The 22,151-nt window shown below is 29.1% G+C and carries 16 protein-coding genes; 9 read left to right on the forward strand and 7 right to left on the reverse strand.

Going from position 1 to position 22,151, the window contains the following annotated elements; genetic code table 11:
* Nucleotides 1–10 precede the first annotated feature (10 nt).
* The 3 genes from rlmD to LPC16_RS01355 all read left to right on the forward strand — a co-directional run bounded on the left by rlmD (nt 11) and on the right by LPC16_RS01355 (nt 3,215).
* Entirely contained in the window at nt 11–1,366 is a 1,356-nt protein-coding gene (gene rlmD / locus LPC16_RS01345) for a 23S rRNA (uracil(1939)-C(5))-methyltransferase RlmD (protein ID WP_229637461.1), read from the forward strand.
* Between the two features lie 224 nt (nt 1,367–1,590).
* On the forward strand, nt 1,591–2,037 hold the full coding sequence (locus LPC16_RS01350; RefSeq protein ID WP_229637693.1) for an ATP-binding protein: 447 nt from the start codon (nt 1,591–1,593) through the stop codon (nt 2,035–2,037).
* A gap of 185 nt (nt 2,038–2,222) precedes the next feature.
* Nucleotides 2,223–3,215 (forward strand): NAD-dependent epimerase, encoded by a 993-nt coding sequence (locus LPC16_RS01355; RefSeq protein ID WP_229637462.1) that lies wholly within the window; start codon nt 2,223–2,225, stop codon nt 3,213–3,215.
* Nucleotides 3,216–3,224: 9 nt separating this feature from the next.
* Here the strand turns inward: LPC16_RS01355 and LPC16_RS01360 are convergent, their stop codons facing one another.
* Together LPC16_RS01360 and ndk are read right to left on the reverse strand one after the other, a co-directional pair.
* Nucleotides 3,225–4,274 (reverse strand): serine hydrolase, encoded by a 1,050-nt coding sequence (locus tag LPC16_RS01360; RefSeq protein ID WP_229637463.1) that lies wholly within the window; start codon nt 4,272–4,274, stop codon nt 3,225–3,227.
* Nucleotides 4,275–4,771: 497 nt separating this feature from the next.
* The gene (ndk, locus tag LPC16_RS01365) at nt 4,772–5,221 is read right to left on the reverse strand and encodes a nucleoside-diphosphate kinase (RefSeq protein ID WP_229637464.1); all 450 of its coding nucleotides are present in this window, start codon (nt 5,219–5,221) and stop codon (nt 4,772–4,774) included.
* 506 nt (nt 5,222–5,727) lie between these two features.
* Between ndk and LPC16_RS01370 the strand changes: the two genes are divergently transcribed.
* Both LPC16_RS01370 and LPC16_RS01375 read left to right on the forward strand, forming a co-directional pair.
* Nucleotides 5,728–7,017, forward strand: a complete 1,290-nt coding sequence (locus tag LPC16_RS01370; protein ID WP_229637465.1) for an ABC transporter substrate-binding protein — start codon at nt 5,728–5,730, stop codon at nt 7,015–7,017.
* 515 nt (nt 7,018–7,532) lie between these two features.
* Nucleotides 7,533–8,018, forward strand: a complete 486-nt coding sequence (locus LPC16_RS01375; protein ID WP_407084192.1) for a PPC domain-containing protein — start codon at nt 7,533–7,535, stop codon at nt 8,016–8,018.
* On the opposite strand, the gene cobS is transcribed toward LPC16_RS01375, so the two are convergent.
* From cobS to LPC16_RS01390, 3 genes are all read right to left on the reverse strand, one after another.
* Entirely contained in the window at nt 8,005–8,760 is a 756-nt protein-coding gene (gene cobS, locus LPC16_RS01380) for an adenosylcobinamide-GDP ribazoletransferase (protein WP_229637466.1), read from the reverse strand. The two genes, LPC16_RS01375 and cobS, sit on opposite strands and share 14 nt — an antisense overlap.
* Before the next feature lie 109 nt (nt 8,761–8,869).
* Nucleotides 8,870–9,757 carry an AEC family transporter gene (locus tag LPC16_RS01385; RefSeq protein WP_229637467.1) on the reverse strand — a complete coding sequence of 296 codons (888 nt, stop codon included), beginning with the start codon at nt 9,755–9,757 and terminating at the stop codon, nt 8,870–8,872.
* Nucleotides 9,758–10,035: 278 nt separating this feature from the next.
* Nucleotides 10,036–11,070: a ribonucleotide-diphosphate reductase subunit beta gene (locus tag LPC16_RS01390; protein WP_407084193.1), complete on the reverse strand. Its 1,035-nt coding sequence runs from the start codon at nt 11,068–11,070 to the stop codon at nt 10,036–10,038.
* Nucleotides 11,071–12,219: 1,149 nt separating this feature from the next.
* Here LPC16_RS01390 and LPC16_RS01395 point away from each other — a divergent pair.
* Complete coding sequence (locus LPC16_RS01395; RefSeq protein WP_229637469.1) at nt 12,220–13,692, forward strand: site-2 protease family protein; 1,473 nt, start codon at nt 12,220–12,222, stop codon at nt 13,690–13,692.
* Nucleotides 13,693–14,256: 564 nt separating this feature from the next.
* Here the strand turns inward: LPC16_RS01395 and clpB are convergent.
* Nucleotides 14,257–16,860 carry an ATP-dependent chaperone ClpB gene (gene clpB / locus LPC16_RS01400; protein ID WP_229637470.1) on the reverse strand — a complete coding sequence of 868 codons (2,604 nt, stop codon included), beginning with the start codon at nt 16,858–16,860 and terminating at the stop codon, nt 14,257–14,259.
* A gap of 1,092 nt (nt 16,861–17,952) precedes the next feature.
* Here clpB and LPC16_RS01405 point away from each other — a divergent pair.
* The 3 genes from LPC16_RS01405 (at nt 17,953) to LPC16_RS01415 (ending at nt 20,568) form a co-directional block, all read left to right on the forward strand.
* Entirely contained in the window at nt 17,953–18,909 is a 957-nt protein-coding gene (locus LPC16_RS01405; protein WP_040054460.1) for an RNA polymerase sigma factor, RpoD/SigA family, read from the forward strand.
* A gap of 157 nt (nt 18,910–19,066) precedes the next feature.
* Nucleotides 19,067–19,411 (forward strand): DUF760 domain-containing protein, encoded by a 345-nt coding sequence (locus tag LPC16_RS01410; protein WP_040054459.1) that lies wholly within the window; start codon nt 19,067–19,069, stop codon nt 19,409–19,411.
* 440 nt (nt 19,412–19,851) lie between these two features.
* Nucleotides 19,852–20,568, forward strand: coding sequence for a DUF2232 domain-containing protein (locus LPC16_RS01415; protein ID WP_229637471.1), 717 nt, complete (start codon nt 19,852–19,854; stop codon nt 20,566–20,568).
* A 77-nt stretch (nt 20,569–20,645) separates the two neighbouring features.
* Here the strand turns inward: LPC16_RS01415 and LPC16_RS01420 are convergent, their stop codons facing one another.
* Nucleotides 20,646–21,911 (reverse strand): hypothetical protein, encoded by a 1,266-nt coding sequence (locus LPC16_RS01420; protein WP_229637472.1) that lies wholly within the window; start codon nt 21,909–21,911, stop codon nt 20,646–20,648.
* Between the last annotated feature and the right edge of the window lie 240 nt (nt 21,912–22,151).

A 22,151-nucleotide genomic window follows, 5' to 3' on the forward strand; every position in this document is an offset into this window, starting at 1 on the left:
ATCTCAATATATGAGTCAACAAAATAATCTTATTAAGCTAAATATAGTTGACATAAATGATAATGGAGAAGGTGTAGGTAAATTTGAAGAAAAAATTATTTTCGTTCCTGATACAGTTACAGGAGATGTTGTTTTAGTATCTCTAAATTTTATTAAACGACAATATGCATATGGAAAAGTAAAAGAAATTATTCATTCTTCTCCCTATAGAGTTCGTCCAAATTGTATCGTTTCAGATAAATGCGGTGGCTGCCAATGGCAACATATTTCTCCTGAATATCAGCTTCATATCAAACAGAATAAGATTGTTCAGTCCTTACGAAGAATAGGTAGATTTAAAGATATTTCCGTTCTACCAATCTTATCGTCATCAGAAATATTTGGTTATCGAAATAAAGCTACTTACCCTCTAAGTTATTCAAAATCTGGAAATGTGCATGCAGGATATTACCAACGCCATACCCATAAGTTAATTAATATTAATCAATGTCCAATACAAGATTCTCGATTAAATTCCTTTTTAGCTGAAATTAAATTAGATATAGAAAAGCAGAGATGGACTATTTATAATGAAAAGACTTATGAGGGACAACTGCGTCATTTAGCTTTGCGTATTGGACACAGTACTGGAGAAGTTTTATTGACTCTTGTTAGTACTAGTAGTCATATTAATGAAATCAAAAAACAAGCAAACCTATGGCTAGAAAAATATCCAAATTTGATTGGGGTTTTAATAAATCAAAATTCCGAAAAGAGTAATAAAATTTTTGGGGATAAAACTTTTAGTATTGTTGGAGAACCTTTTTTAAAAGAAAATTTTTTTAACATTGATTTTAAGCTAAGACCTGACACCTTTTTTCAAGTAAATACTCAAAGTGCAGAAACACTATTACATTCCTTATTAGATAACTTAATACTAACCGGTAAAGAAAAAATAGTTGATGCTTATTGTGGAATTGGTACTTTTACTTTGCCTCTTGCAAAAAGAGTTAGCCATGCTACTGGAATTGAAATTAGTTATGATTCTATTGAACAGGCTAAGACTAATGCTAAGGCAAATAACATAGACAATGTAGTATTTTACCAAGGCGCAGTAAAAGATATATTACCTTCACTAAATATTTCACCTGATATTGTTTTGTTGGATCCTCCTCGAAAAGGTTGTGAAGATGGTGTTATCGAGACATTAAGAAGAGTTCGTCCACCTCTGATTATCTATATAAGTTGTCAACCTTCAACGTTAGCTCGTGATTTAAAAAAAATATGCCATCAGAACTTATATAAAATCCTATGGATACAACCAGTTGATTTTTTTCCCCAAACACCTCATGTAGAATCAATCGTAGCAATTAGACATATAGTTTAATATAATGTTACATTAAGTAAAATCAGCTTAATAATATTTCTCATATATTAAAACTTATCATTAGATTCGTCATATGAAACATTCGCGAATCTAAGATAAATAAAGTAGATAATTGCTGAAAACATTGCGATTAGCTAAAGGTTAAATTTCGTAACATATTGTTCAAGAGGTGACAGCAGATGGTTGCTATTTCCCTACCGCCAACAAAGCGATATGGTCGTACAATGAGCTTCACATCAACGTTATATCTATTTCCAATTCTTGATTTATTGTTAACTGAAGTTCCAGACGAATTGAGACCAGAAATAAGATTAGGCTTACAAGAAGCACTTGTTAATGCAGCGAAGCATGGTAACAAGCTTGATCCATCAAAATTTGTTGTTGTTCAGTTTTTCATAAATGAAAATGATGGATATTCATGGATAATAGCGGATCAAGGAGTAGGATTTACTTCCCATAATAATTACAAAAAATGTGCTAACAAAGGATTTCCTTCTGATGATTCTGAAAATGGTAGAGGTTTTTATGTACTTAATGAGATTTTTGATCAAGTTCATTGGGATCAAAAGAAAACTCAATTAAGATTGTCTAAGCATATTAAAAAATTTAAAACAACAACTTTTTCTTTTTTTACGTTGTTTGTAAGTGGCTTTAAATTGAGGATTTATTAATTTAAAAAAATATTAGACTATTAATATAAATTAAATGGATATATCGAATATTGTAATTTATTAATCTAATACCTACAAACTAATTATTATTGATAAAAAAATTACCTAAATGTGAAACTTAATTCATGATATTCATACGTTACAATAAAGTGATATTAAATTTAAAGATAAATAAAACTAGTTAAGTGGCAAAAATATTAGTAACGGGAGCAGCTGGTTTCATTGGATTTCATTTAAGTCAATATCTTCTAAAAAATGATAATAACATTATTATTGGTATTGATAACTTGAATTCTTATTACGAAGTTTCACTTAAAAAAGCACGTCTTAATCAACTGAAAACCGAGAAGAATTTTACTTTTTGTTTGGTAGATATAGCTAATCAAAAGCATATTTCTCAAATATTTGCTGAGCATAAATTTGATTATGTTGTCCATTTGGCTGCTCAAGCTGGCGTTCGTTATTCCATAGAAAATCCATATACTTATGTCGATAGTAATTTAACTGGTTTTATTAATATCCTAGAAAGCTGTCGCCACGGAGATATAAAACATTTAGTTTATGCCTCATCTAGTTCTGTGTATGGGGCTAATACAAAAATTCCTTTTTCTGTTTCAGACAATGTTGATCATCCTCTAAGTTTATATGCAGCTACAAAAAAAGCTAACGAATTAATGGCATACACTTATAGTCATTTATATAAGATTCCTACAACAGGATTACGTTTTTTTACAGTTTATGGTCCCTGGGGAAGACCAGATATGGCGTATTTTTTGTTTACAAAATCAATATTATCAGGCCAACCTATTAACGTTTTCAATCAAGGTAATATGAGAAGAGATTTTACATATATTGAAGATATTGTTGAAGGAGTTACAAAAGTGATATACAAAGTACCTGTAAATTCTAAAGCTAATGGTATAGAACTACAAGTTCCATACAAAATTTATAATATTGGAAATAATACACCTGTAGACCTTAAACATTTTATTGAAATACTAGAGAAATGTTTAGGACGTCAAGCTATTAAAAAGTATTTACCAATGCAGCCAGGAGATGTACCAATTACTTATGCAAATATAGATAATTTAGCGAAAGATATAGGCTTTAAGCCTAGTACTGATTTAACAATAGGTTTAGAAAAATTCGTAAGTTGGTATCGAGAATATTATAAATAATATAAATGATTAATAGGATTTAAGATATTGATAAATAGCTTTAGAAAATTTTTGAATTAATTCCCTACCAGCCGGATCATCATAGCTTCTTTCTACAAAAATTGCTCCAATATAACGTTTCCCAGTTGGCATGTCAATAATACCTGCATCTGCAATAATAGTGCCAATATCTCCAGTTTTATGAGCAATACTTGCATTTTTTTCTAATCCTTTTGGCAACAAAGTTTTTGTCTTAGTTTCCCTCATAATATTTAAAAAACGATCACGTGATCTTAAACTAATCAAGTCTCCTCTTTCTATTCTTAATAAAAGTTTAGTCAAATCTTCAGGGCTAGTTCTGTTAGTACCGTTTAAATCCGGTAAAGGATTGTTAATAACTGTTTGTTTCATTCCCCACTTTTTAAAGCGTTCATTTAAAAAAAACTTTCCACCAATTTGTCGTACTAATAATTCAGTAGCTGTATTATCGCTAATGATAATCATTTTTCTAGCAATTTCTAGAGCAGTAAATTGTTTACCTGCTTGCATATACTGCATATTTCCTGAACCACTAACGATCATCTCTTTATCCATAGTTATCATCTGATCAAGAGAAATATCTCCAGCATCAACCTTTTCAAAAAAAGCTATTAGAACAGGAATCTTGATAGTACTAGCTGCAGATATAGATTTAGTTCCGTTAAAATTAACATAAGTATTACTATCTAAATCAAAAAACCATGCTTTAGGCTGAACATCTGGATACTTTATGTTAATGTCTTCTAACTGCTTTTTAAGGATAATTAATTCTTGTGGTTTAAATTTTTCATTACTATTGTTAAGTAATTCTTTAGAAGAAAGTAAATTGTTATTGAATTTTTTTGTTGAATAGAAAGAGGTTTTATATTTAGAATTTAGTATAGGAAGTGTTGTCCCTATAGCTATGCTGATACCAGCCCCAATAATGCTAAGGCGTATAATATATATGAAAATCTTACTTAATATGTTAGAGGAAAGTTTTGCAATTAATTTACGGTATTTTGCATGATTCATAAAAACTTTTTTAATCTGTAATTTCATAACATAATTATATTCGTATTCAGCTAAGTCATTAAATTAAGATGAAAAAGTTCAAAATAAATTTTATGTATTTAAAAATAATTGATATTACATAGTCGTTTGTAGAATCCTAAACTATGTAACATTAATTTTCTATGTAAAAGAATTTTTTTCTGTATTAAATTTTTTTAAGTTTATTCTATTTGCACCAAAATTATTTTGAAGAACTAAAGCCTATTATTATTTACGCGTTTTATGAGTAACATTAATAATATATTTAAACTTTCTATATATTTATAAAATTTATTAGGAATATAATTTGACCTTACTACACTACGGCTTATTCAAAATAAATCATAAACTAACTAGAAATTACTTCAATCAAAAAATTCGAAATCTATTTAATTACTACATCAAAAACAAAAATACTAATTAATTAAATCCAAGTAAAGCCCATATTTATAATGGGCCTAATTACTAATTAGTTAATTTTAAATTAAAACTAAACAAAAGAAAATTTATTCACATAACCAACTTTTTAATGTGGGTTCCCAACTAACTAACTCTTTTTCATCAAACCAGAGATTTATTTCTGTTTCGGCAGTTATGATAGCATCAGAGCCGTGAATTAAATTTCGACCTACACTTATACCAAAGTCTCCACGAATAGTCCCTGAATCAGCTTCTAAAGGATTCGTCGCTCCAATTATTTTTCTAGAAGATGTCACAACTCCTTCACCTTCCCATACCATTGCTACAACAGGAGAAGAGCATATAAACTCAACTAAATCTTTAAAGAAGGGACGTTCTTTGTGAATATTATAGTGTTCCTCGGCTAGCTCTTTACTAACTGACATTAATTTAAGTCCCAGCAAAGTGAATCCTTTAAGTTCAAAACGACTGATAACTTCACTAATCAATTTTCGTTGTACACCATCAGGTTTAATCATAATAAATGTACGTTCCATTCACTTACTCCTTTAAATTAAATAAACATAATAATTGTTCTTTAAAATTCTATAGTACTATCTTAATATTTAGGCATTTTTTATATAAATAGTAACTTTTTTAAAATTTCATAATTAATTAAATATACTAACCTTACTCAACAATAATTATATTAAAATTTATATTGTTGAACTAATGTTATGTAAACTTTAGTTCGATTGGACAACTTATCTAGTATAGATTCAAGTTAACTATCATCTCAATTTTATTAGTACTTTCACTTTTATCTTTATCAAGAAAAAATCTTTTAATTATATAACCACTATCATGTCAGTAATTGTAATAATAAGCCTTTAATTTTTGATTTTCTCTCAGAAAAAGTATGTATAGTTTTATCTTTGTATTGTTAAATTAATATATTTTTCTTAAGTAGAGCTATAAAATTTAAATATGTATTTCTTCGTATATAATATGTATTTCTTTCTATATATTGTAATAATGTTTATAGCTCTATTAATTATTAACAATGCGTAAGTTTTTTAATTTAAATATAGTTATATTTTTTGGATTATGTGGACTATCTATGAGTTGGATTGCTGGTTGTAGTTATAATAGTGTTCCTGTAACTACTGAAGAGTTGGAATTTTGGACAATGCAACTACAACCAAAATTTACTTCATATGTCACTAAACTAATCGAAGAATTTGAGCAAGAACATGAAAATATAACAATTCGTTGGACTGATATTCCTTGGGAAGCGATGGAAAATAAAATTTTGACGGCAGTTTTATCAAATACCGCTCCAGATGTTGTTAATCTTAACTCTAATTTTGCTGCTAAACTGGCTAACCGTAACGTTTGGTTAGATTTTAATCAACATATCTTTCAAAAAATTAAAAAAAATTATCTCCCAAATATTCAAGATTCCAGTAGTATAGGCGATTCTACTTTCGGGTTACCATGGTATTTAACTACTCAGATTACTTTATATAATAAAAATTTATTTAAACAAGCCGATATAACTAACCCACCAAAAACTTTTGATGAATTAATAAGTGTTGCAATCAAGATAAAAAAGAAAACTGGAAAATATGCTACATTCTTTACTTTTGTGCCTGGAGATTCTGGAGAAATTTTAGAATCTTTAGTTAAGATGGGGGTTACATTAATTGATGATCAAGGTCAAGCAGGGTTTAATACACCTGAAGGAATGAAAGCTTTTCAATACTGGGTTCTTCTATATAAGCAAGGTTTATTACCTCCAGAAGTTTTAACACAAGGACATAGACATGCTCTTGAGTTATATCAATCTGGAGAAATTGCATTACTGTCAACGGGTGTCGAATCATTTTCAATGATTAAAAAGAATGCTCCTACTATTGCGCAAGTATCTGTTTCTGCTCCACAGATTACTGGTGATACAGGAAAGAAAAATGTTGCAGTTATGAATTTGTTTATTCCTAATAGTACTAAAAAAACAGAGGAAGCAATAAAATTTGCAGAATTTGTAACTAGTACTAGTAATCAATTAGTCTTTGCAAGACAAGCTAATGTTTTACCTTCAACTATAGATGGTATAAAAACTTATATATATGAACAAAAACAATTAAACTACTCAACTCCTTTATCTGATGCGATTACCGTAAGTGCAATGCAATTAAAGAATACAGAGACTTTAATACCTATACAAGAGAATATTAACCAATTGCAAAAAATTATTTATGAGAATTTGCAATATGCTATGTTAGAGAAAAAATCTGTTAAACAAGCATTATCTGATGCTGCTGAAACGTGGAACAACTTTATTGCTGAATAATAGTAAGAGATTATCATAAAATGCAATTAACTTAAAAATTTAAATTATGTATATATTTTTTAAATATGGATAATTATCATTTATAATATGATGTTAATGATGGGGCTATAGCTCAGTTGGATAGAGCAAGCGCCTCCTGAAGTTCGGGCATTCTGAGTGGAAACTTCAGAAATGAATGTAGTCAAATTCAAGGAAACCTAAGTCTCCATTGAGATACGGCAATCTTGAGCCAAGCTCTAAAACCCTTTTTAGAGAAGGTGCAGAGACTGGTTATCAGTATTTAGGGAAAAGTTGTTTTAAATAAGCTGATAACATTACGGCTACCACCTAAGGATAAAATAATATCTAGGGTGAAGGAATAGTCCAGAGAGTAAGGAAACTTACACGAATCTGAAGCGCTAGGTCGCTGGTTCGAATCCAGCTAGTCCCGTTAATATATTATAAATTCTATAGTCTCATATGACTTAATGCATAACTTATGATTCTGTTTTTATTTATTTCATAAAACTTAAAAAATAACTCAATTTATTTTAGGATCTACTTATAGCATGACTTGTTTATATAATAGGCCTCATTTTTATTTATTAGAAATTAGTTTATTTTTATGCTTAACGACTACTGTTTATGCTCAGGAACAACAACGTATTTATAATCCCATTCCATTAGAATATCACTCGGAAATGTATGATCGTCTATCTGATCAGGATATTCCCACAGGGGAAGGAGGCTTTGCTAAAGACTATTGGGTAAAGCTTGAAAAGGGAGATCAAGTGGCAGTTGATCTCATGTCTGATGAATTTGATAGTGTTGTATTGTTACTTGGAGCTGATGGAACGACAATAGCGGAAAATGATGACGGTCCCGATGGTAGTACTAATTCTCTTCTATTTTCTCGTATTACGGAGAGTGGCCGATATATTATTCGTGTTCATGCTTTTGGAGAGACAGGTAGCGGAAATTTTAGATTAAAAGTTACTAGATTACGTCCTATTGGCCACTAAAATTTAGAACCAATACGCATAATATTAATGATTCTGTCCATTCTACTACCGCACCGTAGGTATCTCCTGTATAGCCTCCAAACTGTTTGTTGAAAAAAGAACTTACCCCAATAGAAATAACAATACCAGTCATAACAATAATTATTCCTAACAATTCTTGATGTGAGGTGAACACTATCCAAAGTATATTTGTTATTAACAAACTTAATATTCCAAATAACAAATCTTTAGGATAGTTGATATACTGTTTATGAAAAAAACCTTTCCCAACCTTTTTTAAATAAGGGTAAAAACTTATTGAAAAGACCTGTGCCCATCTGCCCCATCCATAGGTAACCATTAAAATCCATAAACGATAATTAGTAATAGCACTTAAAGCAACGATTTTTAAAAAAATCACCATTACTCCAGCAATTACTCCAAAAGCTCCAGCTGAGCTATCTTCCATTGCCATTAATCTCTTTTGAGGATCATTTAATCCCATACCATCAGCACTGTCAATAACCCCATCTAAATGTAATCCTCCAGTTATAAAAATACCTAAAAAGACTATTAAAGTACTTCTAACTGTAATAGGAAATCCAATAAATGTTAATATATAATCTATTATTCCTAATATTATTCCAATTAAAAGCCCTACTACAGGAGACCAAGCTGCAATAGATTGAAAGCTTTTTTCCCAACTAGTTGGCAACGGAATGATGGTATAAAAAGTAATTGATCCCAGTAAAAACTTTAACAAAATATCAGATAGCTAATAACAGTACTTAATTTATTTTAAGTCTATATCTTTAAAGATATTCAAATTAGTTTCAATATCTTTAAAGATAAATAGCACATTATTTTTAATGTCAATTTATTAGCCATAATATTACAGGTAAAGTAAGAAAGCTAAAGATAGTAGTTAAAATAATTGTACGTACAATTTGATTTACTTCTCCTCCAAATTCTGTACTTAAAACAGCTGTGTTGATTGCTGTCGGCATTGCACTTTGTAAAATTAAAACTTGTAAATCTAAATCTTTTAGACCAATAATTCCTCCGACACATAAAGCTATAAAAGGAGCTAAAATTAATCGAAGATTTAATGATATTAACTCTAGACTAGTTATTTTAAATTTTGTGCTTCTTAATTCCATTCCTAATACTATAAGAGCAATAGGAATAGAAGATCTGCCAAGAAGATTCAATACTTCATATAAGTTGAAAGGAAGTTCTACATGTAGTATTCTTAGTATTATTCCTAATAACATTGCCCATACTAATGGCAGTTTAAAAATCATTTGTATACTATTTTTAAAACTAGTTCCGGCTAAAAGGGCTGGCATAATAACAAAAAGTAATATGCTTGACCCTATCATATAAATCACAGCTCTTTCTAATCCAGCAGAACCTAATGCGAACTCTATTAGGGGTAGCCCCATATTTCCATTGTTTGGATGTAAGGTAGTGGCTATTAAACTTTTATAAATTGCTGTTGAAATTTTAAAATAGTGTCTAAGCCAACTAACTAGTATATATAGTATTAAGGAAATTAAAAAAACCCCTAATAGCAATCGCAACATGCTATTACTAGACATATTGGTAGTATATAAACTATCAGTAACTAATGCTGGAAATAAGATATAAACGATTAATTTAGATAATGTCGTCTTATGAAGATCTAATTTTTTCCCTGCTGTAGCACCAATAATAACAATGAAAATAATAGGGAAAATGGCGGAAAAAAGAACAGTCATTAGTAAAGTATAAATTACATAACATTAACTGTACTAAAAAATAAATAGTCTCAATTAAAGAGTACTATAAGCTAATCAGTAATACCTAAGTTCTTTAAATAAAAGACTAAATTACTTTTAAGTTAGAATTACATTAGTTAATGCTTATGATTAACAAGACTTATTAAATATATATTTGTAGATTTAATTCTTTAGCCTTCGTTATAACAGACAAAAAGTAGGCTTGATTATCTTCTCCAAAACTTTATCTTTTCAACATAACAAAAATAAGTAATCTTTTAAAGTTCATCCCATCCACTAACTCCAGAAGACATAACATAACTAGTTACTGTAGCTTCGAAAAAGTTTGCTTTGGTATGTCCATCTTTTTTGGTATCAGAAAATCTTTCTAGATGACTATAAGGACTTTTAGTATATTTTTCTCCAGTATAAAGTGGTTCTAAACCTATAGAGCGTAATCTAATATTAGCTAAATATTTTGTATATTGTTCTGTACTGGATTCAGTGATGCCTAATATATTGTTACCAATGATATGATTAGTCCATCGACATTCATGATTAACAGCTGTATCAAACATTTCATAGATTTGTTCAGTAGAATGAGGAAAAACTTTTCTCGCTTCAGGAATAAGTTTTTGATATAGTCTTACGTGACTTAATTCATCTCTATTGATCATTTTAAAAATATCTGCGGATCCCGGCATTAACATTCTGGAAGCTAAATTATAAAAAAAAATAAATCCATTATAGAAATATAATCCCTCCAGTAAAAAGTCTGCCATTAGTGCTGTGAAATAGTTTTCTGCTGTAGGATTGTCAATATATTTTTGATATATTTTTGCAATGAATTCGCATCGACTTTTTAAAACTTTATCAACACGCCAAAATTCATACACTTGGTTCCTTCTGTCTGGAGGAACAATTGTTTCGATTATATATTGATAACTTTGATTGTGCATACCTTCTTGAGATATCTGTTCAGCCATACATAGACTAACTTCTGGAGCTGTAATGCTACTTTTGAGATGAGGAATATTACAGGTTTGAATAGAGTCTAAAAAGGTAAGGTATGATAGTATACCATCATAAGCATAACGCTCATCTTCGGTTAAATTAGAGTAGTCTGTCACATCTTGAGTTATGTCTAACCTTTGAGGAATCCAGAAGTTTTCTCTCATTTGTTGATATAACCCAACTGCCCAAGAATATCGTACATCGTTTAGTTGCATTAAATTAGTCGTATTTCCAAACCAGATAGCCCTGTTCTCAACGGCATCATCTCCTTCCGGATTGAAAATAGGATTAATTGACATTGTTGCTTGTTTATCTATAATCATTTCAATTACATAGTAAATTCTTATAAAATAATTATATATGATTTAAATATCTACTATTCAAGTTCTAATACTTACTTTTTAATCATTGAATTGTACTAATTGAGAATTGATTAGTTGCATAGTCTATCTGAATATAAATACAATAGTTATAATACAAATTATATCTATCATATTATTTCTTTTTAATAGAAATAATATGATAGATATAAATAAGTATATAGACATAATAGCTAATATATTTATTCAATATATTCATTAATTGTTAGTTATCTTTTTTACAATAACAATAAATAAATAACTTTTGATACTTAAAGTCATAGTACATACTATGGCTTTAAGTATCTTCTAGTCGATAGTAATTTCAATTTCATAAATTGAAATACTTAAGTATAACTAGCTAAAATGGCTGAGAAATATATGCTGGCAAATATTCACAATTTTCTATTACTTCTAAAGATCTCTAATACTTGCTTCTGAATAAAGACAAATACAATAAAACTGTTTTTCTAAAAATATTTACACAACAATTTAATACTTTCTAATTGACGAATCCGATATATATTATTCTGCAATCAATGGATATCTTTACGTAAATAGAACTCCTTCGTATCTTTATAAAGAAAGACGAACAAAGTTATTGCTAACTTATCTACATTGTATTATTAATAGTAATTTCTCTATTAAAAGCTATAGTTATAGTATTAGGTAATAAATATATTTCTTATTTTGAACAACTACTTCGCACCTAAAAACCTTTTGTTACTTTTACAATAATAGATACATTTCTCCACTATGAGTTAAGAATATGTAGTCAATCCTCTATGCTGTTCTAAAAAAAAATAGTTATCACACCAATCAGAACAATCTATTAAAATATTACTAGATCTTTCTGATCCAAGATATGATGTCCTACTTAGTAGTTTCTTGATTAAACGGAAAAACAAGCAATTTTTTTAGTAAAAGATAAGGTGATTTAAAATTTTGATCTCTTTAAAGCTCATCTATTTGTAAATTTTATTTACAATAAAGATCAGACATTATTATTTTATTACTTCTTAAATTAATAAAATTTATTTTCAAAAAAGTATTTATTTAAAATTCTTCAATACAATCTATTTTTTAAATATGTGGTTATTAGTACTTATTTTAGGCACAATTACATACTATGTTATAAAACGAACAATTGCTCCTATTACCAATACTTCTATATGGATTATCTGGTTGATAATGATGACGCCAGCTCTGATATGGACAGTTTGGTACGAAATAGCAGAAAAAGATAAGTCTATACCTATCTTACTAATTATCATACCTTTAGTCGTCTGCTTAATTTTATATTTATGGATTATTGGAGTAGGTAGAGTTAAGTTGTTACCAAAGCAAGAAACTGAGCATCAAGTTTTACTTCATGAAACCGAAAATAGTAAAAACGGTACTCAGATAATACGTCCTATTACAGCTGCTGAGGAAAAATCTTTAAGAGAGTGCTTTTCCTGGAGAATATATCATTTACAAGATGTAAATTATCGTCCTCAAACTATTTTGTGTCATGGAAAATTAAAAGCCCTTCCAGAAAAAGCCTATAACTCTATCAAAAGTAATATTGAAAAAGTATTTGGTAATCGTTTTTTAATACTGTTTCAAGAAGGTTTAAAAGGGAATCACTTTTTTGCTTTAGTCCCTAATCCTCATTTTAAAAAGGAAATAGAGAAACCTTTAAAAAAGCCGTTATTAGCTTTTGGTTTGCTATTACTTACCCTACTAACAACTACAATGGTTGGAACATTTCAAATAATAGGTACTGAACAAGAGCTTATAGAAAATAATTTTGCTATATTTCTTGAAGGATTACCTTATAGTCTAGGCTTAATATCTATTTTGGGAGTTCATGAGTTTAGTCATTACCTAACAACTGTTCGCTATAAAGTTGCTGCGACTTTTCCTTATTTTATCCCTATTCCCTTTTTCCTTGGCACTTTTGGAGCATTTATTCAGATAAAATCTCCTATACCGCACCGTAAAGCTTTGTTTGATATAGCTATTACTGGTCCTTTGGGAGGATTTTTAGTTACCTTACCATTATTAATATGGGGTATATCATTGTCAGATGTTGTTCCATTACCGATAGAAGAAAATGTTTCTCTGCTAAATACACAAGCGTTAGACCCAAGATTTTCTATATTATTTACTATATTGGTTAAATCAGTTTTAGGCAGTCATTTTATAGCAGGAAAAGTTATTTCTCTTAATCCTCTAGCTGTAGCAGGATATGTCGGACTTATTGTAACAGCACTGAATTTAATTCCTGTAGGACAATTAGATGGTGGTCATATTGTTCATGCTATGTTTGGACAAAAAATTGCTATTATGGTTGGTCAATTAACTAGAATCTTAATGTTAATTCTAGCTATGAATAGACCAGAATTTTTAATTTGGGCAATCTTATTATTTTTAATGCCTATTTTTGATCAACCAGCTTTAAATGATGTTACTGAATTAGATAACACAAGAGATTTTCTTGGTTTATGTACTCTAACATTATTACTATTAATCTTATTACCAGTCCCTAGCTTTTTAGTTAATTGGTTACAAGTTTAATTTTAATAACATAAAAAACTATTAGATAACTTTATCAAAAGAACAAGTTACATATCTAATTCTGCTTCACTTGCCTACGCAATTTAATTAATATTAAGGGGAAAAAGTACAACAACGTAAAACAAGTCAATAATATCTATAAGATACTATTGACTTAGTGACTAAGATTGAAAACAATTTTTTATTTATATAAAGTTCTTATGCATCTATAATAAAAATTATATTCCATCCTAAATTTATAAACTAGTAATATAAATCAATATTATTAGTTTATAAAAAATACTAGTTTAGTTAAGTTAAAAAATATACGATGCAACTGTTTACATCTTACTATTTCCCTATAAATATTTACTAACCATCTCAATAATGATGCAAATTATTTAATAATAATAAACTAGTCTTAAGTATATGACTGCTTTGTTTGAAATTTTTTAGAATCAATAATGATATTGTAATATTTAGATAAAACATCATTTTTAAAACTAGTTTGCAGAAAATATCTTTGCTATTTGTCAGGTTACTAATTACTTTTTATAAACTATTTTTCAAGAATTGATGAAGTAATTAATTCTTGAACACCCTTTTTGTAAAATTTAATACTTCATTTTTAGTATCTACGATAATTGTATCTTCTGCTACGAACTCTCCTTTAAGAAGTAACTTAGCAATAGGAGTTTCCACGTATCTTTGAATCGCTCTTTTTAAAGGCCTAGCTCCATAAATAGGATCGTATCCGATATTGGCAATAAAATCTAAGGCAGACTCTGATAGTTCGATATGTATTTTTTGTTCTTCTAGACGATTGCTTAATAGCTGAGTTTGTAATTTAACAATTTCCCTTAATTGAGATTTTTGTAATCCATGGAAAATTATTATTTCATCGATGCGGTTGAGAAATTCAGGACGAAAATTATTTTGTACAGTTTTAATAACACGTGAATACATTTCACTATAACGAGAATCATCATCCACAACATCTAAGATATATTGTGATCCTATATTACTAGTCATAATAATAATGGTATTCTTAAAGTTAATAGTGCGCCCCTGAGAATCAGTTAACCTACCATCGTCAAGAATTTGTAACATAATATTAAAGATATCAGCATGGGCTTTTTCTATCTCGTCAAAAAGAATTACTGCATATGGATGACGACGAATAGCTTCACTTAGTTGTCCTCCCTCATCATATCCAACATATCCTGGAGGTGCTCCAATTAAGCGAGATATACTATGTCTTTCCATATATTCAGACATATCAATTCGTACTATTGACTCTTCAGTATCAAATAAGCTCTTTGCAAGTGCTCTAGCTAATTCAGTTTTTCCAACTCCAGTAGGTCCAAGAAAAAGGAAACTGGCAATAGGACGTTCTGGATCAGCAAGGCCAGCTCTTGATCTCTGTATAGAGTCCGCAACAGCAGTCACAGCTTCTTCTTGTCCAACTACTCTTTTATGGAGATCGTTTTCTAAATTTAGTAATTTTTCCTTTTCCGACTGTACTAATTTATGAAGAGGAATTCCTGTCCACCGGGATATAATTTCAGCAATATCTGATGAGACTACTTCTTCTCTAAGTAAGATTTTATCTTGATGATTTATAGTCTTACTTTCTAAATCTTTTATCTGCTCCTGTAACTTTGATAATTTTCCATATCGTAATTCAGCAGCTTTGTTAAGATCATAATCTCGTTCAGATTGTTGGATTTCCAAGTTAACTTGATCAATAGTTTTTTTTAATTGTAGTATCTCATCAATCAACGTCTTTTCTGTCTGCCACCGTAAATTAAGATTAAATTGTTCTTGTTTCAAAGCAGAAAGTTCTTCTTCCAAAATTTTTAATCGCTCACAGGATAACTGATCTTGCTCTTTATCTAAAGAAAGACGTTCCATTTCTAGTTGAAGAATTTTACGATCAATTTCATCTAACTCTTCTGGCTTAGAAGTAATTTCTATTTTAAGTTTAGCAGCAGACTCATCTATTAAATCGATAGCCTTATCAGGTAAAAAACGATCACTAATATAACGATCAGATAATATTGCAGCAGCTACCAATGCTGTATCGGCTATTTTTACTCCGTGATGAACTTCATAGCGTTCTTTTAGTCCACGTAGAATTGAGATTGTATCAATTACATTAGGTTCATTGACGATGACTGATTGAAAACGTCGTTCTAAAGCAGCGTCTTTTTCAATATACTTTCTATACTCATCAAGTGTTGTTGCTCCAATACAATGTAATTCACCTCTTGCCAACATAGGTTTAAGTAAATTACCAGCATCCATTGCTCCCTGACTAGCACCTGCTCCAACTACAGTATGTATTTCATCAACAAATAAAATAATATTTCCTTCGGAATCAGTAACTTCTTTTAAAACCGCTTTCAATCTTTCTTCAAACTCTCCTCGATATTTTGCGCCTGCAATTAAAGAACCCATATCTAAAACAATAAGTTTTCTATCTCGCAAAGATTCAGGAACATCTCTATTAATGATTCTTTGAGCTAGTCCTTCAACAATTGCTGTTTTTCCAACTCCAGGTTCTCCAATTAAAACAGGATTATTTTTAGTTCTGCGAGATAGAATCTGAATAGTACGACGAATTTCATCGTCTCTTCCTATAACTGGATCAAGTTTTCCTTTTTCAGCTAATTCTGTTAAATCTCTTCCATATTTTACTAATGATTCATACTTGATTTCTGGATTTTGGTCAACCACTTTTTCCTTACCTCTAATTTCTTTAATAACTTTTTCTAACCGTTCTTGAGATAGATTTATTTCCTTAAATAGATCTATTCCAAAGCGATGATCATAACCATATGCTAGAAGTATATGTTCTATAGAAATATAATGATCCTGGAATTCTTTGCGAAATTTTTCACTTTTATCAAAAAGTTTATCCAAGCTATATCCAAGATAAACAGACTCTATAGAGTTAGATATTTTAGGTTGATTAATAATAAAATTTTCGGTGAAATCTTGTACTTTGTTTATATCAACATTTGCTTTACGAAATATTCTTATAGATAACTCATCTCCTTTCATAAGAAATTTCATTAAATGCTCACTTTCAATTTGTTGATGTTTATTTTCTTTTGCAATTTTAGGAGTTTCAACAATTGCTTCCCATACTTTTCTTGTGAATTTGTTAGGATCTGTAGGTTGCATTTTTCAAAATATATTAACTAACTCATATTTTTTATAATATCTTAGTTTAAAAAATAGCAAAGGACGGATTTCCTCACTACCTAGAGTTTATTTATTAATATATCAAGTATGAAAAAAGAATGTAAGTGTATGTAGCTAAATATCATATATATTAAAAATTATGTTTTTCTATATCCATTTTTTATCATAGTTGGAAAAATATTTTATTATATGTATTATCTATATTTGGTGCTCCTTGAAGTATTGTTAAACAACACTATCCATGAAAAACAATTAATTTTATCAGCTTAAGATTTCGATAATCTATTAATATCTTATAGATTATCGAAATCTTAATAAAAGTCATAAGTTCTCGGTTGATATTTACTAATCAAGTAAGTCAATATTAATAATATATAGTTTATATTTTATTAATATTTTTAACAGAACTAGTTTATTCTTAGTAAGTATTCTCGAAAAAACATTCCATAACTAATATAAATATTCAATAAAGAATATTTTGCAAAAGCTTATTTAACTAACAATATTAACGATAATTACTTAAAATAGGTTTGACATATTTTTTCATTACTATGAGTGGTAGTGACGTAATAAAAATTTTAATTATAGTTAAAAGTTTACTTAAATTAAATATATTAATTTACCAAAAACACTACTTAATAAGTGTAAGCCTTAAAGGTATTAAATTCATTTATAGTTTTATTAGATTAAGAATCATCTGTAGAAGTATTAGATATCAAATTATTATACTTTTTAGTAATTATTTCTATTATCTTGAAACAATCAATGTACATTTATGGTCAATTATAGAAATAATTACAAAGTTCACAAAATCATGTAGTATTGTTAAGGAAGTAAAACAGAACAACTAGGAACTTTTATCTAGAGCATACATTAAGTTTCTTGTAACATAAATCTTCAAAGTTCCTAACTTCAATGGAAGCGCTGAGGCTTAATATCAAGATCTCGATAAAACAATAACTATAGCTAATATTTCACTATCGTAAATCTTACTCTATATACCATTATTAATTACTCTTCATTTCGTGATACCATCCCCGAATTAAACTACTACTACGCAAAAATCGTATTATGAAACTAACTAAAAGTAATCTGGATCCTGTTCGTTCATATCTAAGAGAAATTGGTCGTGTTCCTTTATTGACTCATGAAGAAGAAATTCTTTATGCAAAACGTGTACAAAGATTTGTAGATTTAGAGAAATACCGCGAACTTTTTACTAAAGAAACAGGAAAAGAGCCAACAGAAACTCAATGGGCTCAAGCAGCAAAAATATCAAGAAGAGAATTGCACTCTGCAATAGCCTCAGGAGAAGCTGCTAAACGTAAAATGGTTGAAGCTAATCTTCGCTTGGTTGTATCTGTTGCTAAAAAATATCTGAAGCGTAATTTAGATCTATTAGACCTTATTCAAGAAGGGACTATTGGTATGCAAAGAGGAGTAGAAAAGTTTGACCCTACGAAAGGGTATCGTTTTTCTACTTATGCTTATTGGTGGATTCGTCAAGCCATCACTCGTGCAATTGCTGAAAAAAGTCGTACAATACGTCTTCCTATACATATAACTGAAAAACTTAATAAAATTAAAAAAGCACAACGAGAACTCTCACAAGCAAGAGGGAGAGATGCCACTATTGCTGAGTTGGCTGATGAATTGGATCTTACTCCTAAACAAGTTAGAGAATATTTAGAGAGAGCTCGTCAGCCATTATCTTTAGATTTAAGGGTAGGAGATAATCAGGATACAGAACTAGGAGATCTTTTGGAAGATGATGGGCCTTCACCTGAAGATTTCGCTACTCATTCTTCCTTACAATTTGATTTAGAGATGTTGATGGAAGATCTAACAACTCAGCAAAAAGAAGTCATAGCTTTAAGATTTGGATTAACTGATGGACAACCTTTGACACTAGCTAAAATTGGTTGTCGCCTTAACATTAGTCGTGAAAGAGTTAGGCAAATTGAGAGAGAAGCGCTTTCTAAACTTAGAAAGCGTAAAGCCAACATTCAGGAATACTTAGCTAGTTAAACTAGAAAAATATTTTTGAGTAGAGTATAAAAATTACGGTTTTACTATCTTAGTTTTACGGTTTTACTTATTCAGATATATTCAAAAACTTGTTATTCTAAGATGGAGTAAGATTTATAATATAAAGTGTTGCTCTAGAGTCAATGTGAGGTAAACAATGAGTAAAGAATTAGGTCGTTCTCAAAATTTTTTTAGTAGCGAAAATGGAGCAGGAGATGCGTTATGGGAATATGTTCAATCTCTTAGTTCAGAGACTATTTCTCAATTGTCTAAACCTGATTCTATCGAGGTTTTTCAGGTAATGGAACAAAACATTATTGGTTTATTAGGTAGTCTTCCTTCTGAACATTTTAATGTAACCATTAGCACAAACAGAGATCACTTAGGAAAGTTACTAGCTTCAGCAATGATGAGTGGTTATTTTCTACGAAATGCAGAACAAAGACTAAATTTTGAACAATCTTTGCAAGCGATTGATAATAATTTACAAGATGATAAATAATCTTATACTTAATTCTAGAAAACTTTAAGCGATGAAAACTTGCTTTTAAAAGCATAGTTTTCTATAATTTCTAACATATAGATAAAGATAAACTTTTTTATAATGATTTAATTATATTGGATTAGCTGTTTTAAAATAACTAATTTGTGCTTAAAATGTTCTTGATTTGGTAATTTAGGACAATAGCCATTTATAGAATAAAAGCAATATTAATATAATATATATTTAATATAACTGTAGCTATTGATCAGCCTTAGCTATATTATTAATACATCCAGATAATTGGTAAACGACAGACTTTTCAAAAAAATAAATATCAAAATTCTCATATACAAAATTAGTTTTATAGATAAACCATGTTTACCTCAGTATGTTAATTAACTATGAGCAAATTTTAGGAATATTTAATACAATCAAGCTTTACAGTAATTAATTATTATATGAATGATTCTAATTGGGTAGATAGCGATGAATCAATTCATCATTTTTCATCACAGCCTTCTAACTCTAAAAATTTATATTCACAACCTAAATCTCCTAAGTTTCAACAGACACTGGCTATGGTAGAGACTGCTTTTTTAGCGAGTACAAGTAGTTTGATTTGGTTAATTAATACTTACTTTCCTTTAGGCATAATATTGCGACTTTTTTTTCCTATCCCTATTGCAATTTTATGTCTAAGGTGGGGAAGCCGCTCAGCTTTTATGGGATGGTTAGTATCTGGGCTGTTATTAACAGTTTTAATGGGCCCTATTCAAAGTATCCTTTTCATAACTAATTATGGATTAATAGGCATACAATTAGGAGCATTTTGGCGCAAAAATATTAGCTGGGAGTGGTCAATATTTATAGGTGCTATAATCTCTATTTTTAGTTTTTTCTTCAAATTCTGGTTATTTTCAATCTTAACAGGAGAAGATTTGTGGCAATATTCTATTAATCAGATGACTAGTGTTGCTGAATGGTTATTTTTAAAGTTTGGAACTTTGATACAACCAAGTTTTTTATTAGTTCAATTCTTTACATGTCTATTAATATTTATCAATAGTATTATCTACTTATTTGCTGTACACATAATAGCGTCAATGGTACTAGATAAATTAGGTAGTCCCATTACACGTCCGCCCAAATGGGTGCAGATAATCCTAGATTATTAATGTATTACATCTAATAATCTAGATTAATATGCTAATTTTTTTAGTATAGAATATTTTCCTAGGCACTTATAAATACTTTAAAATCCAATGTTATCAGATTGTTCAACCACTCTTTTTTCTGTAGTATAAACTAACTTAGTATTGTTACTTTTAACTTGGCTTAAAAACTGGGTAACATAACACAACTTACTTTTTATAATTTCATTACTTTTACTCAAAATACGTAATCGTTCTCTTCTTTCCAAATTTCTTTTATTAATTCTAGTATTTCTCGATTGAATAACAAAATGGCGAACTAAAGGTAACCCTAGAAAAAAAGATGCATAGCTGAATAAGAACCAATAAGATGAATTTATAAAACCTATCAAACTATTAGATGCTGAAATAACAGATTGATCTTTTAATAGTGAACCTAATGTTAGAACTAGTATAAAATTAATTACTCCCAAGCTAATAACTAAAATTTTTTGATTACTACTTATATGAGTAAATTCATAAAGTTTTTCCTCAAAATTATTATTAATATGTTTTTCAGGTAAATTTTTAATAAATGTCTGTAATTCAGGAAAGCTATATATTAACTCACCCTTTGGTGAAACAATTGGAACGCCAGCAAGTCTTTTAAGTACAGGTAAAATATAGTCTTCATTATATTCATTATATTTATTAATATTATCTAGATAAGGTGCTATCTGTTCTGCAATTATAACTCCTTCATTATTATAAATAACTCTACCAATCATTTCCCAACGTATTTCTTCTAAATTAAAATTTGGATTTCCATCTCCGAAAAGAAAAGAGAAAACTGCTTCTAAAAAGGTAGTTTTTTTCAAGAATTTATCTTCATTAGATTTAGAGGAGGAGAACGAACTATAATTACCAGTAGGATAAAAAATCCAGAATAAATCACTAAAATTAGGTAATACAAAGAAATTCATTCCTCTATAGCCACTAGAGTACTGATCATTTTCTTCTTTATTAGAGTATAAACTTGTAAGAATAATAGTTATGGCAGCAAATATTATTGCAATTGAAAAAATCAGAATAATCCCGAAAGAAATTCGGATTAAATAAAATAAAGTTATCCAAATCTTTTTCCAAATTTCATTTAATCTGAATATCAAATTTTTATTTCTAAAAATAGTACGAAGATTCTGTGAGAAGATATAAACAATTTCTCCTGATTCAGTCACTTGCAAGTTGCCTAATGTATCTGATGCTAAACTAAGCAACTCTTTTTGTACTACATAAGGGCTAATTCCAGAATATGCAGCTACATCTCCAACAGTGACACGATAGCCTAATTTTTCAACAGAATCAATAATTTTTAATTGAAGAGCCATAGAACGATCACCTTCTTACAAATTCTATCTCCTGACTATTAGTTATATGATAAAGAAATTTTTATTTTTTGACTGTAAACTATAATCTTATTATATTACGTATAAGATTTATGTTATTAACTGTCAGTCATTATGTAAATATTCATTAAAAGAATATTTAAAACTTTTATAGCATAGCTTTTTACTTTGTTATATATAGTTGATATATCAAAGTTAATGTGAGAGGTAAAGTATAAGAGT

Source organism: cyanobacterium endosymbiont of Braarudosphaera bigelowii (genome assembly GCF_020885515.1).
GTDB lineage: Bacteria > Cyanobacteriota > Cyanobacteriia > Cyanobacteriales > Microcystaceae > Atelocyanobacterium > Atelocyanobacterium thalassa_A.

Coding starts and splice junctions, on each gene's coding strand:
- rlmD (WP_229637461.1), top strand. CDS start 11: ATGAGTCAACAAAATAATCTTATTAAGCTAAATATAGTTGACATAAAT.
- LPC16_RS01350 (WP_229637693.1), top strand. CDS start 1,591: ATGAGCTTCACATCAACGTTATATCTATTTCCAATTCTTGATTTATTG.
- LPC16_RS01360 (WP_229637463.1), bottom strand. CDS start 4,274: ATGAAATTACAGATTAAAAAAGTTTTTATGAATCATGCAAAATACCGT.
- ndk (WP_229637464.1), bottom strand. CDS start 5,221: ATGGAACGTACATTTATTATGATTAAACCTGATGGTGTACAACGAAAA.
- LPC16_RS01370 (WP_229637465.1), top strand. CDS start 5,728: ATGCGTAAGTTTTTTAATTTAAATATAGTTATATTTTTTGGATTATGT.
- LPC16_RS01385 (WP_229637467.1), bottom strand. CDS start 9,757: ATGACTGTTCTTTTTTCCGCCATTTTCCCTATTATTTTCATTGTTATT.
- LPC16_RS01390 (WP_407084193.1), bottom strand. CDS start 11,070: ATGTCAATTAATCCTATTTTCAATCCGGAAGGAGATGATGCCGTTGAG.
- LPC16_RS01395 (WP_229637469.1), top strand. CDS start 12,220: ATGTGGTTATTAGTACTTATTTTAGGCACAATTACATACTATGTTATA.
- clpB (WP_229637470.1), bottom strand. CDS start 16,860: ATGCAACCTACAGATCCTAACAAATTCACAAGAAAAGTATGGGAAGCA.
- LPC16_RS01405 (WP_040054460.1), top strand. CDS start 17,953: ATGAAACTAACTAAAAGTAATCTGGATCCTGTTCGTTCATATCTAAGA.
- LPC16_RS01410 (WP_040054459.1), top strand. CDS start 19,067: ATGAGTAAAGAATTAGGTCGTTCTCAAAATTTTTTTAGTAGCGAAAAT.
- LPC16_RS01415 (WP_229637471.1), top strand. CDS start 19,852: ATGAATGATTCTAATTGGGTAGATAGCGATGAATCAATTCATCATTTT.
- LPC16_RS01420 (WP_229637472.1), bottom strand. CDS start 21,911: ATGGCTCTTCAATTAAAAATTATTGATTCTGTTGAAAAATTAGGCTAT.